A 12,644-nucleotide genomic window follows, 5' to 3' on the forward strand; every position below is an offset into this window, starting at 1 on the left:
TTTTCCCCTCCTATTTTTCGTCCTTTACCATTTTAATTGCTTCAAATGCACATGCCTTTTCACATATTCCACAACCTTTGCAATGATCATAGTCAAACTCTAATCGTTTACTTTCCTTAACTGGTATAGAACTGTCTGGGCAAACTGGTACACATAACAAACATTGCTTACATTTTTCTTCTATAAATATAGGTTTGTCTGTTCTCCAGCTTCCAGTAATAAATTCCTCTGAATTACCACTTAAATATATGTTTCCCCCAGCAGTCATTTCTCTCCATGTAGTTGTTTCATTTATCTTTGTTTTAGTCATTACTTCCTTACCTCCTTCAAAGACCTCTCTAATGCCTTCATATTACCTTCTATCACCTCAGATTTTGTGGCAAATTTATGTTCAAAGGAATGTCTCATTTGTTCAATAAATGTATTCTCATCCATTACTTTGCCTACCTTAACTACTGCTGCAAGCATAGGAGTATTAGGAAAATACTTACCTAAACAAGCTTCTGATATTTCTCTGGCATTAATAGTGTATACGGTTCCAACATATCCTTTAAGATGCTTTTTTACTTCTTCCTGACTCTTTTCTGTGTTTATTATAATTGCACCATCTTCCTTAAGTCCCTTTGTAACATCAACCACTTCTAAAAGTGTATCGTCTACAACAACAACATAGTCAGGCTCATAAATATTAGAATGTACAAGTATTTTTTCTTCGCTAATTCTGTTGTATGCAGTTATTGGTGCCCCCATTCTCTCTGGTCCATACTCTGGAAAACCTTGTACATATTTTCCTATACTAAAAGCAACATCTGCTAATAGCAAAGAAGCTGTTTTAGCACCTTGTCCCCCTCGGCCATGCCATCTTATTTCTGTTAACTGTGCCATGTTTTATACCCCCATAATTTAAATTTGTATTAGTGCCTTGCAGAATTCCACAAGTATTTATAAGCCCAACTTTTTAATCGCTAGGCTTTATATGAATAAAAAATCTCTCGTCCTTATAAGCATAATTTATTATACTTATAAGGACGAGAGATATACTTCCGTGGTACCACCTTATTTACAATTAGATATACTAATTGCCACTCATTATCAGGTCAACTTTGAACACTGATTAAAATATCTTATTCATTGTGAACCATAACCATGTATCGCTGGTAAACGTCCTCATTTACTTAACAAAAGCCTTTCAACTTGGAGGCTCCAGAGTGATCATTATATATCCACATTAATACCAACTTACACCTAACGTTGGCTCTCTGTAATTAATACATCGAATATTTTTTTCTCCATCGCAGCCTTTACTTTATTAAATTATGAAACTTTTAGTTAAGTATATTATTTTTTAGTTAAAATGTCAATATATTTTTTATATTCACATATTTACCAATAAATAAAACTAAATTCATTAATATCGTCCTATATTTAAGTAATTTTATCACTATAAATTATATTTAGTAACAGAATTCCACAAATTAAAATAACCCAAAATATAGATTTATGAACTGCACCCTGTCAAGTAGACAGCGGAAATAATAAAAACCAGCTTAAGCGGCTAAAGTCCTGAATTCCATTGGACTTAGGCCGTTTAATCTTTTTTGTAATCTTTTAGTATTGTAAAAGAGAATATATTCAGCGATTGATTCAGAGAGATCTTCATATGTATTATATTTGCGTAGGTAATATTTTTCACATTTGAGAATTCCCCAAAAGGCTTCCATGGGACCATTGTCGATACACTTACCAACTCGTGACATGCTTTGAGTCATTCTTGCATCAACCAATTTTTGTTTAAAGCCATAGGATGTGTATTGAAAACCTCGATCACTATGAATCATTGGGCTTGCGCCCAATGTCATCAAGTTAATATTCAATAATATGGAATATTATCTATAATGTCCAAAACAATTAAAAGAAGATTTGTCTTAACTTCTATTTTCGTATGACAAATAAACCCTATCAATTGTCGGAATTTTTTATTCAAATTCCTAATAGGATTATTTTTAGAAACTTATTTATTTAAATCTACAAACTACATTTTTTATTTTTTTATACTTTCCTCTTGCAATTCTTTTGATACGAGGATTTTGCCTATTGGGTCTTATAGGAATGCTACTTCTTGAGACTTTTTGCATGATTTCTTTATAAATCTTATTTCTTTTTCTTGGATTTTCTTCAAGATACATCATTATAAGTTTATCTTTTAAACTACCTATTAAGATATTTAAGTTTGCCCTATATTCATACTTTGTTTCTTTATTTTCTCTTTCAACTTTTGCAATTTCATCACTGTCCTTACGTGCCAATTCAATCATATTCGATAGATAAATAGAAGCATAAAAATCCTGTTCTATTGCTATTTTAGTAATGCCTGTAAAGTTCTCTATTTCAAGTCGATTTTTTAATTCATCATACTTTATTTCTACGCCCCATCTTTTAAAATATAATTCTTTAAAGTCTTCGATTTTCATAGATTCATCAAATAAGTTAGTTACTAAAACTTCTTCAATTTCAGAGGTAAGATGGAACCTTATAACTCTTACTTTATAAACTTTTTTATTATGTGTAATTTCTATTATTTGATCGTGCTTTTCTGCATTAATTTTTTTCTTGAATACATTATTTTTTAGTCTCATAACAAAATAAATATTGCTTTCAATCAGTGTAGAAATAAGTTCACTACTTGGGTATCCCCTATTCAATAATATCAGTTCTTTTATAGAAGAGTCTTTTTTCATTTCCGAAATTAATTCCATTGCTATTTTTCTTTCAGAAGTTTCAAAACGATATATTTTACTTTTTATAACAATTTTATTTAACACATCAAATAAACAGGAAGCACTTGCACGAGCAATGGCTACACTAGCGTGTTGGTTTTTCGCATATCCAAACTCATTTCTTAAGGTTTCTGTATTAGGTAACTCTATTGTAGTACCATCAATGGCAGATAACCTATATCTATTCCAAAGTTTATATTCATCACATTCTTTATAAATAACATCTACTATTCTATCATTTAGTTCAATAAATGCATTAGGATTAATTTTTTGCCTGTTTTCTGAAAAAGCTTGTTTTGAAATTGTATCTTTTCTTTTTAAAATTACTTCAAAAAAATTGTTTAATTCTACTTGTAAAGACTTGTTTATCATATTAAGCATAAATAATATAGTTTCTTTAAATCCCATTTTTCCAGACCTCGTAAAATGTGATGGACTTGTCCTATTAGAACATTTAAATATATAGTCCTCAATCATTATTTTACTTTCTAGCATGGCTTTTTCAAAGCTTTTTTTAAACTTCATTTCAATCACCTTTAATCATTAGAAATACACAAAATTTATGTGTTCTTTCTGATTATTGGGGCAATTTTCAAATGTCAAGTGTTTCTTTGAAACTTTTTAACTTTTTCTTACATTTTAACTTGATGACATTGGGCGGCAGCCTTTGGTTTATCCTTTTTTATTGGTTTCCTTTAATTTTTTTACAGTTACATTTATGCGGTAGCATTAAAAATCTAGAAATTTTTATTTTTAAATTCCTCAAATACTTCATCAAAGTCTGCTTCTTTAAGATTTAACTTTTCAGGATTTTTAACTATCATTGTAGAGTCACATGCTTCGCATGCATATCCTGGCATATCAACATCTCCAAATTCATTTCTAGTTATATGCATTTCTATATTAAACTCAATATACCCTATGTCTAAAGAACCTCAATTAAGCATTTTCTCTATTTCCTTATAAACAATACTTCTTATTTTACCTCTATTCAATTGTTGAAATTCATCCCAATTATCTATAAATATATTTTTTACAACCCCTACCATTTTCTCATCTTCTCACATAGTTTTTTTCATAAATCAGCTTACATTTTATTCCTTGAGATATTTTACACACACCTTAGAACATCCTATTTCCAAGCCCTCACGGGCTATTTTTTTGTGCCGATTTTTTTTAAATTCCTAGTAAATAAAAAATTGTCATAGTACTATAACAAAGCTGTAATAATACTACTTTATACTATAAGAAGAACACTTAGTTAAAAAGTTTTAATGAAGTGTAAATAGGTTGTATAAACGGCCAAATTGTAATCAAGAAGACTGGAATTCAAAAAACTTGTGATGATAGGGAATGATACGTAATCTTTGATAATATATGCATTTAATTTCATGAGCACCTCTATTTTATACATTTTGTATAAATTATTGTAAAAAAAATGTGCATTGTGTAAATAGAATTACAAATTTCCGTTTGCTATAATATGATTATATCAAATGGTTGATAAATTACAACGATTTCTGCTGGCTCTTGTGTTACTTATACAATAATAAAAAAATGTATAAATTTAGTCAGGAGAATTAGAGATTATGGCATATACTTTCAATTGATGCAACAGATACATATCCTGATTAGGGCCAATTAAATGTTGTGAACAGCTGATGGGTTACACTTCCCTAATGTAAATGTTTAACATGACTTTTTCGGTGCAGGATGATGAACATATCATATGTAAAAATATTGTAAAAGCATCAAATCTGATTTTTTTGAATCTCACTGCGTTATTTTATCAACTATGGGTGATATGGGGATGAAAAGCATAAGATACAAATCAAAGAAATTTAAAGTGTTGTAGTACTAGTTTATATGATTGTAACTTAAAGTAAATGTTTTAAGAAGGAGTGTATATATATGATAGTAATTGGTGAAAAAATTAACGGAGCGATTCCCTCCACAGCTAAGGCAATTGCAGAAAAGGATGCAGAATTCATAAGAAATCTTGCAATAAAGCAAGCTGAAGCAGGTGCAGATTTTATTGATGTTTGTGCTTCAGTGGATGATGATATCGAACTAGAAACAATGAAATGGCTTATAGACATCGTACAGGATGCAACCGATGTTCCAATCGCAGTGGACAGCCCTAACGTTCACACATGCGTAGAAGCCATGAAATACTGTAAGAAGCCAGGACTTTTCAATTCCGTATCAATGGAAGGGGACAAGATTGACGTAGCATTTCCTGCGATTGCTGGTACAAAATGGGAGTGTGTTGCTCTCTTGAACAGCGACAAAGGAATCCCAAAAACTGCTAAAGACCGTTTGGATGTATTTGCAGATTTAATGGCAAAAGCAAAAGAATACAACATTGATCCGTCTAGGTTGCATATTGATCCATTGATTGAAATGTTATGTACATCCGAAGAAGGAATCTCCATTGTAACTGAAGTTATAAAAGGAATCAAAGAACAGTATCCTACGATTCATGTCACTGGAGCTGTCAGCAATATATCATTTAATCTTCCAGCTAGGAAAATTGTCAATCAGGCATTTGCAGTATTGGCTATGAATGCAGGAATGGACAGCTTTATTCTTGATCCATTAAATCAGGACTTAATGGGAATGTTGTTTGCAACAGAAGCACTATTAGGTGAAGACGAGTACTGCATGGAATATATTGGAGCATACAGAGAAGGAATATTTGGTCAAAAGAAATAATTATATGAAATAATGAGGAGGAAAATGTAATGGCTAAAATTGAAGAAGTAAAAGTTAATGTAGAGGCAGGTAAAACTAAACTTATAAAAGGATTGGTGCAAGAAGCATTAGATGAGGGAAGCAAAGCAGAAGATATACTTCAAGCTATGATTGACTCAATGGGTGTTGTAGGGGATAAGTTCTCCGCAGGAACAATATTCGTACCTGAAATGCTAATAGCAGCAAAAGCAATGTCAAGAGGTGTAGAAGTGCTTAAACCTCATCTTGCAAGCGGCGCTTCATCTTCTTTAGGAACATGTATTATTGGAACAGTTGCAGGTGATTTACATGATATTGGAAAAAATCTAGTTTCAATGATGATTGAAAGTACTGGATTTGAAATAGTAGACCTTGGCGTAGATGTACCTGATACTAAATTTGTTGAAGCAGTTAAGGAAAATGAAAATGTAAAAGTAGTAGTATGTTCAGCACTTCTTACTACAACAATGGCAGCTTTAAAGAAAACAGTTGAGACTTTAAGAGAAAGTGGATTAGAAGGATTCAAGATAATGGTTGGTGGTGCTCCTGTAACAGCTGAATTTGCGGCTTCAATAGGTGCAGATGCATATACGGCTGATGCAGGTAGTGCTGCAGTTAAGGCTAAAGAATTTGCAACAGCATAAATATATCATAAACAATATGGGGAGGTATTGATGTATGTTAACTAAAAGACAGAATTTACTGGAAACGATTAAGGGTGGGAATCCGGATCGTTTTGTTAATCAATATGAATTTATGAATATGATTTTGGAAGTTCCTGCGAGAGCTAGTTCAAATTACGGTGGTAGTTGGATAGATACTTGGGGGGTAACGTGGCGATGGCCAAAAGATCAACTTGGTGCATTCCCTGTGCATGATAACGAACACAAAGTTTTAAAGGATGTTACTGAATGGAAGAAATACGTTAAAATTCCTGAAATTAATACTTCCGATGAAGCTTGGGCTCCAGCTATTGCTCATGCTAATTCTGTGGACCGTAACGAGGAATTTGTAGCACCTTTCTATGCTCCAGGTGTCTTTGAAATGACACATAATCTTATGAGTATGGAAGATGCATTAATGGCTTTATATGAAGAGCCTGAAGCTATGCATGAGTTAATTGATGCCATTACACAGTATGAGTTGGATTTTGCAAAAGTGCTAGTTGAAAAAATTCATCCAGATTGTATTTTCCACCATGATGACTGGGGAAGTCAAAAAAACTCTTTTGTGTCTCCTGAAATGTTTGAAGAGTTCTTTCTTCCAGCTTATAAAAAGATCTATGGTTACTATAAAGCCAATGGTGTTGAATTGATAGTTCACCATAGCGATTCTTATGCAGCTAACTTAGTTCCACATATGATCGAAATGGGCATCGATATTTGGCAAGGTACTATGAACACTAATAACATTCCTGAATTGATCAAGGAGTATGGTGGAAAAATCTCATTTATGGGAGGACTTCACAGCGGTATGATTGATTTTCCGGATTGGACGCCTGAAAATTGTGTTAAACATGTAGAAGAAGCTTGCAAAGCTAATGGAACTAAATACTTTATTCCATGCCTCACCGCAGGTTTACCTAAGGGGTACTTCCCAAATGTATATGAGACAGTAAGTAATGCAATAGATGAAATGAGTAAAAAAATGTTTTAAGGTAGATAACTTGGAAAAAACATTTTTGTTGTAAATAGAAAACATTTTGGATTAATGTTAGAAATAAATTAATTCAAAATGTTTTTTATTACTAAGAGTTCTTCATTTGTTACAAGGTCAAGCACCAGTCTCATTTTATTATCTAATGTGTAGGGAACTCCTATATTCCGAAACTTAAATTATGTATATTCAAGTAGAATATAATTATACTTAAAGAAAGATACTTCACAGGGGGGAATTATATGGATATTTTCAATAAAAAATTTGAACTTATTATTAATTCACAAAAGGGTAAAGATGTTATAAAGGTTAAACCAGGTGAAAATTTATTTAATGTATTAATGGATAACAGAATATTTATAGATAGTCCCTGCAATGGAAAAGGAATTTGTGGAAAATGTAAAGTTAAAGTAGTAAAAGGATTAAAGGAACCTACTCCACTTGATATAAAACATTTAACTAAAGAAGAGTTAGAAAGTGAATTTAGGTTATCCTGTAATTTGACTATAAATGAAGATGTAGAAATAGTACTTTTAGAAAAGAATAAGGATATGGAAGTATTAATAAATGGGACAGAACAGCAATATACTCTAGATACTGTAGTGAAGAAAAAGTATTTAGCAATTGAAAAACCATCCATTAATGATCAACGAGATGATTATAGAAGGCTAAGTGATGCTTGTGAAAGTGATGATTTGCTCATTGGTTTACAATATTTACCTCAAATAAGCGATTTGTTAAGGGGAGCTGATTTTAATGTTACCGCATCACTTTATAAGAATCGTCTTTTACATTTAGAAAAGGGTAACTGCTTACAACAAAACTATGGACTGGCTGTAGATATAGGTACAACTACTATAGTAATCTATTTACTAAATCTAAATGATGGGAAAGTAATAGATATAGATTCAAGAGTTAATAACCAGAGAAGTTATGGGGTTGATGTGGTTTCAAGAATAAATTTTACTATTGAGAATCCAAAGGGATTAGGTATATTGAAGGATAATATTGTAAGTCAGCTTAATGATATGATAGAACTGTTATGTAAAAAAAACAACATAAGTGAAGATAACATATATGATATAGTTATTGTTGGAAACACTATTATGATTCACCTACTACTTGGACTTCCATGTAAAAATATAACTATGTCACCATATATTCCAGTGGCTACAAAGGCACTTGAGCTTGAAGCTAAGGATATTGGAATTAATACTAAAGGCATGGTAAGCTTACTTCCTGGTATATCAGCTTTTGTAGGAAGTGATATAACTGCTGGTATATTATCCTGTGGTATGTTAAATTCAGAAAAATACTCATTATTATTAGACCTTGGAACTAATGGAGAAATTGCCCTAGGCAATAAAAACGAAGTAGTAACTTGCTCTACGGCTGCTGGACCAGCTTTTGAAGGTACAAATATTAAGTATGGAATTGGTGCCGTAAAAGGAGCTATAAGCAAAGTTGATTTATCAAGGGATAAAATATATGAAACAATAGGAAATGAAAAACCCTGCGGAATATGCGGTTCAGGAGTGTTGGATGCTGTTGCACAATTTGTGAAGTTTGGAATATTAGATGAATCAGGTAGAATGGTTGGAGCGGACGAAGTGGAAAACAAGGAGTATCAGAATAGGATTGTTGAGATAGATAATATGAGACAGTTTATTCTAGTACAAAATAGTATACATAATGAAATTATTACCTTTACACAAAAGGATGTACGAGAAGTTCAATTAGCAAAGGCTGCTGTATGTGCTGGTATCAAAATACTTTTAAAAGAAAAGAACATAAACTTTAATGAAATAGAAAAAGTGTACATTGGCGGTGGATTTGGTAACTATATGGATAAAGAAAGTTCTGCTACTATAGGCATGATACCCAAAGAGCTTAAGGGTAAGATTGAATCTGTTGGCAACTGTGCAGGGGGTGGAGCTAAAACATATTTGCTATCAAAAGGAATAAGAGAGAGTGCAGTAGATATTATTAATAAAACCACATATATAGAGTTATCAAAAAGAAAAGATTTTCAGGAATATTTTATAAATTCTATGATACTGGATTAATATCTTCGGTGACAGATGCAGAAATTGTTTATTAGACACACATTTGGAACAATAAAGAGATACAAGTCTAGAGGGGGGCGACAAAGAACTTTATGGATAAATATTGCCATTATAGCAAACGTGAAAGAGTACTAAGAACAATTAGGCGTGAGAAAACAGACAGGATTCCTAAAGGAGAGCTTTGCATTACTGATTCTATTATTTGCCGTGAATTGAATTGCAGTAAAATTGGATTTGAAGAAAAACTTGCATTTATCGACAGGCTCGGTCTTGACATTTTTACTATTTCACCGATTTTTCCACATGACAAGAATAGATTACCAGAAGCAGATGAATATGAATGGCCCGATATTAAAAAATGGGCTGATCAGACCTCGGTTTTTACCTTTGCAATAATTGACGGTGCATTTGAGACAGGCTTACGGATATATGGCCTCATGGATTTTCTAACACTTCCAGAAGAATCTCCTGACGACCTGAAAAACTTTATTAGACAGGTTGAAAAACTGAATATTGCCATAATCAAACAAGCAGCGGATCAGGGTATAGATGGAATAATACTGGCAGATGATATCGCTTATGCGCATAGACTATTAGCAAGTCCCAATATTTTGAGAGAATATTTTTTGCCTTCTTTGGCAAAACAAGTTGAAGAAATTACACATCTGGGACTTCCAGTCTTTTACCACTCGGATGGCAATTACCGTGAAATTATCCCTGATTTAATCCATATGGGTATACAGGGGCTTCAATGCATTGAACAACGATGCGGTATGGACATTGTTGATTTACAGAAGGAATATGGCGATAGGCTATGCCTGTGGGGACATATCGATACTGAAAACACACACAGTGCACATGATGTAGATTTTTTGAAAAACTTCTCAGCTTCTATACAAAGCCTCTCCACTGGAAACGGAATCATACTAGGAACAAATTGTGGGCTCTATGAAGGTATTGATATAGAAGGATTGACAGCAATATACCGGACTTTGGAGTGAATTGTTAAAGTAATAAGCTCAGGAATTTCCCCTCGCAAGTACCCCAGGGGTCTATGTCATCAAGCTAAAATAGAAATTATTTACAAGAACCGATATTTAAACTGTAAACTTTATATCTTGCAAACCAATCAATTTTTCTATAAAATCAATGGGTAGTAACATCCGATATTCCTCCTTTGGTGATTTGTTTCGCAAAATAAATACTAAAGGGATATCGGATTTTTTTCCACCTTTTTGATATGCTTTTACTAATGAAAATAATGGAATATTTTTTAAATCACAAAATTTACTGATGAACCAAAATAAATAAAAATTCAACCAATGTAAGATAACCTCACATTTTAGTATTTTCTTTCATTTAAAATTAATACATATATTTTTTATTTAAGGATGATAGATATGAATAAAAAAAATATTACAGGAAAAAAAATTCGTCTAATTAGGATGCAAAAAGGCATAACACAAGAACAACTTGCTGCTCGCCTTCATGTGCAAGGAATAAATATGGATAGATCAAATATACCTAGAATTGAACACCAAACTAGAGAACTTCTAGACTACGAGATTAAGGCAATTGCAATTGCCTTAGATACTAGTATTGAAGATTTATTTGATGAATAAAAAATAAGACAAGGTCTTTAACTTGACCCTGCCTTATTTTTTATTTTAAATTTAATTTAGCCAAAGCCTCTGCCAAGGCAGAATTCATAGGTGCTTCACTTTCTTGCTTCATTTTTTTCATATAATTTGCTACATCCCTCTTACTGTTCTTACCTTCTTTATTATCAAATCTCTTATTAAAAGATGCTGCTTTTTCTCTGAAGGTACATGTTGTGCAGACATAGATTTGTCCTTCTCCCTGTCCCCTAAGTTCAAGCTTCTTGTGACAGTTAGGACATCTTGCATTAGTTAATCTAGCTAAATTTTCTCTGTGGCCGCATTCTCTATCTTGACACACAAGCATTCTGCCCTGTTTACCTTTAACTTCAAGCATGTATTTACCACAATCAGGGCACTTTTTACCTGTAAGGTTATCGTGTTTAAATTTGTCACTACTTCCCTTAACATCATCAACTAATTCTGCTGCATATTTTCTCATTCTATCTATGAATGCTCTAGGATCTTTCTTACCTTTGCTAATAAGCTCTAATTCTAACTCCCACTCTGCTGTTAACAATGGAGATTTAAGCTCATCCGGTACTAGTTCTATAAGCTGTTTTCCCTTTGAAGTTGGAATAATTTCTTTTCCGTTCTTCTCTAAATAGAACATATTAAATAGCTTCTCTATTATATCTGCTCTTGTGGCTACTGTTCCTATTCCTCCAGTTTCCCCAAGGGTTTTAGCATGTATTTTATCTATACTTATATACTTCTGTGGTTTTTCCATAGCGGATAACAAAGTCCCCTCGTTGAATCTTGCTGGCGGCTTAGTTTTTAACTTTTTACTTTCAACTGCTGTTATATTCAGTTTGTCACCTTTTTTAACCACAGGTAGAACTTGGTTTTCCTTTTCATCTTCATCCTCAGTTAAATCACTAGCTCTGTCATATACCATTTTCCATCCCTTTGACTTTATAACATTACCTTTTGCTATAAAGCTTTCTCCATTAATGTCTGCAAATATAGTTGTTTGCAAGTATTCAAAAGGAGGCAGCATAACAGCTAAAAATCTTTTTACTACTAAGTCATAAACGTTCTTCTCTTCACTACTTAAAAGTGACAATTTTACTGTTTCTTCTGTAGGGATTATGGCATGGTGATCACTTACTTTGCTGTTGTCTACAAAGCCTTTATGACCGTTTATCTTTCCCTTTAATATTTCACTTGCAGCTGGTCTATAACTACCTATAGAAATTGCTTTTAAACGCTCTGGTAGAGTAGCCACTATATCTGTAGAGATATATCTTGAATCTGTTCTAGGATAAGTTAATATTTTATAGTTTTCATATAATCTTTGCATTATAGATAAGGTTTGCTTAGCTGAATATCCAAAAATTCTATTAGCATCTCGTTGTAGCTCAGTCAAATCATAAAGAGCTGGAGCATGCTGCTTCTTATAGCTTTCTGTAACATCAACTACATTAGCTTCTTTTCCTTTAGTAGCTGCTAATATTTTATTTGCCTTATCTTCATCAAAAATATTACTATTATTATTTTTATCTCTCCATTGAAGTGTAAAGCCCTTTGACTTTGCACTTATAACAAAGTAATCCTTAGGCTTAAAACTCTTTATTTCTTCTTCTCTATTAACTATCATAGCTAAGGTTGCAGACTGTACACGTCCTGCTGTAAGCTGTGCATTATGCTTACATGTAAGAGCTCTTGTAATATTTAAACCGATTAATTAAGTATCTATTTACAATTTAAGAAAACTAGTCAAACATAGTAATATAAAGGTTTCAAATGTTTTA

At 32.5% G+C, this 12,644-nt stretch carries 10 protein-coding genes, 2 pseudogenes and 1 other annotated feature; of the genes and pseudogenes, 6 read left to right on the top strand and 6 right to left on the bottom strand.

The genetic code is table 11. From position 1 onward, the window contains the following. Window positions 1-10 precede the first annotated feature (10 nt). The 5 genes and pseudogenes from CLMAG_RS25240 to CLMAG_RS32675 all read right to left on the bottom strand — a co-directional run bounded on the left by CLMAG_RS25240 (window position 11) and on the right by CLMAG_RS32675 (window position 3,673). On the bottom strand, window positions 11-310 hold the full coding sequence (locus CLMAG_RS25240; RefSeq protein WP_066629289.1) for a 4Fe-4S binding protein: 300 nt from the start codon (window positions 308-310) through the stop codon (window positions 11-13). After that, window positions 310-885 carry a 2-oxoacid:acceptor oxidoreductase family protein gene (locus CLMAG_RS25245; protein ID WP_066629290.1) on the bottom strand — a complete coding sequence of 192 codons (576 nt, stop codon included), beginning with the start codon at window positions 883-885 and terminating at the stop codon, window positions 310-312. Before CLMAG_RS25245 ends, CLMAG_RS25240 begins: the two co-directional genes overlap by 1 nt. 136 nt (window positions 886-1,021) lie before the next feature. Further along, window positions 1,022-1,305, bottom strand: a binding site (T-box leader). Window positions 1,306-1,547: 242 nt separating this feature from the next. Beyond that, window positions 1,548-1,850 (bottom strand): annotated as a pseudogene (locus CLMAG_RS25250) (transposase); the annotation flags it as partial. 165 nt (window positions 1,851-2,015) lie between these two features. Continuing rightward, window positions 2,016-3,302 (bottom strand): IS4 family transposase, encoded by a 1,287-nt coding sequence (locus CLMAG_RS25255; protein WP_066629292.1) that lies wholly within the window; start codon window positions 3,300-3,302, stop codon window positions 2,016-2,018. Between the two features lie 212 nt (window positions 3,303-3,514). Continuing rightward, a complete protein-coding gene (locus CLMAG_RS32675) occupies window positions 3,515-3,673 on the bottom strand; it encodes a hypothetical protein (protein ID WP_161487030.1) in 159 nt (52 codons plus the stop codon). A 1,015-nt stretch (window positions 3,674-4,688) separates the two neighbouring features. Between CLMAG_RS32675 and CLMAG_RS25260 the strand changes: the two genes are divergently transcribed. The 6 genes from CLMAG_RS25260 to CLMAG_RS25290 all read left to right on the top strand — a co-directional run bounded on the left by CLMAG_RS25260 (window position 4,689) and on the right by CLMAG_RS25290 (window position 10,854). After that, window positions 4,689-5,492, top strand: a complete 804-nt coding sequence (locus CLMAG_RS25260; protein ID WP_066629294.1) for a methyltetrahydrofolate cobalamin methyltransferase — start codon at window positions 4,689-4,691, stop codon at window positions 5,490-5,492. Window positions 5,493-5,521: 29 nt separating this feature from the next. After that, window positions 5,522-6,154, top strand: coding sequence for a corrinoid protein (locus CLMAG_RS25265; RefSeq protein ID WP_066629297.1), 633 nt, complete (start codon window positions 5,522-5,524; stop codon window positions 6,152-6,154). A 34-nt stretch (window positions 6,155-6,188) separates the two neighbouring features. Next, window positions 6,189-7,166 carry a uroporphyrinogen decarboxylase family protein gene (locus CLMAG_RS25270; RefSeq protein ID WP_066629299.1) on the top strand — a complete coding sequence of 326 codons (978 nt, stop codon included), beginning with the start codon at window positions 6,189-6,191 and terminating at the stop codon, window positions 7,164-7,166. Between the two features lie 242 nt (window positions 7,167-7,408). Next, complete coding sequence (locus tag CLMAG_RS25275; RefSeq protein WP_066629301.1) at window positions 7,409-9,232, top strand: ASKHA domain-containing protein; 1,824 nt, start codon at window positions 7,409-7,411, stop codon at window positions 9,230-9,232. 92 nt (window positions 9,233-9,324) lie between these two features. Continuing rightward, window positions 9,325-10,233 carry a uroporphyrinogen decarboxylase family protein gene (locus CLMAG_RS25280; protein ID WP_066629303.1) on the top strand — a complete coding sequence of 303 codons (909 nt, stop codon included), beginning with the start codon at window positions 9,325-9,327 and terminating at the stop codon, window positions 10,231-10,233. Between the two features lie 399 nt (window positions 10,234-10,632). After that, a complete protein-coding gene (locus CLMAG_RS25290) occupies window positions 10,633-10,854 on the top strand; it encodes a helix-turn-helix domain-containing protein (RefSeq protein ID WP_066629309.1) in 222 nt (73 codons plus the stop codon). A gap of 40 nt (window positions 10,855-10,894) precedes the next feature. On the opposite strand, the pseudogene topB reads toward CLMAG_RS25290, so the two are convergent. Continuing rightward, window positions 10,895-12,577, bottom strand: a pseudogene (gene topB, locus CLMAG_RS25295) (DNA topoisomerase III); the annotation flags it as partial. Window positions 12,578-12,644: the final 67 nt, after the last annotated feature.

The organism is Clostridium magnum DSM 2767, from assembly GCF_001623875.1.
GTDB classification, from domain to species: domain Bacteria; phylum Bacillota; class Clostridia; order Clostridiales; family Clostridiaceae; genus Clostridium_AM; species Clostridium_AM magnum.

Excerpts from the sequence above, each read along its gene's own strand:
- CLMAG_RS25240 (WP_066629289.1), bottom strand. The coding sequence starts at position 310 with ATGACTAAAACAAAGATAAATGAAACAACTACATGGAGAGAAATGACT.
- CLMAG_RS25265 (WP_066629297.1), top strand. The coding sequence starts at position 5,522 with ATGGCTAAAATTGAAGAAGTAAAAGTTAATGTAGAGGCAGGTAAAACT.
- CLMAG_RS25260 (WP_066629294.1), top strand. The coding sequence starts at position 4,689 with ATGATAGTAATTGGTGAAAAAATTAACGGAGCGATTCCCTCCACAGCT.
- CLMAG_RS25245 (WP_066629290.1), bottom strand. The coding sequence starts at position 885 with ATGGCACAGTTAACAGAAATAAGATGGCATGGCCGAGGGGGACAAGGT.
- CLMAG_RS25290 (WP_066629309.1), top strand. The coding sequence starts at position 10,633 with ATGAATAAAAAAAATATTACAGGAAAAAAAATTCGTCTAATTAGGATG.
- CLMAG_RS25270 (WP_066629299.1), top strand. The coding sequence starts at position 6,189 with ATGTTAACTAAAAGACAGAATTTACTGGAAACGATTAAGGGTGGGAAT.
- CLMAG_RS25275 (WP_066629301.1), top strand. The coding sequence starts at position 7,409 with ATGGATATTTTCAATAAAAAATTTGAACTTATTATTAATTCACAAAAG.
- CLMAG_RS32675 (WP_161487030.1), bottom strand. The coding sequence starts at position 3,673 with ATGCATATAACTAGAAATGAATTTGGAGATGTTGATATGCCAGGATAT.
- CLMAG_RS25280 (WP_066629303.1), top strand. The coding sequence starts at position 9,325 with ATGGATAAATATTGCCATTATAGCAAACGTGAAAGAGTACTAAGAACA.
- CLMAG_RS25255 (WP_066629292.1), bottom strand. The coding sequence starts at position 3,302 with ATGAAGTTTAAAAAAAGCTTTGAAAAAGCCATGCTAGAAAGTAAAATA.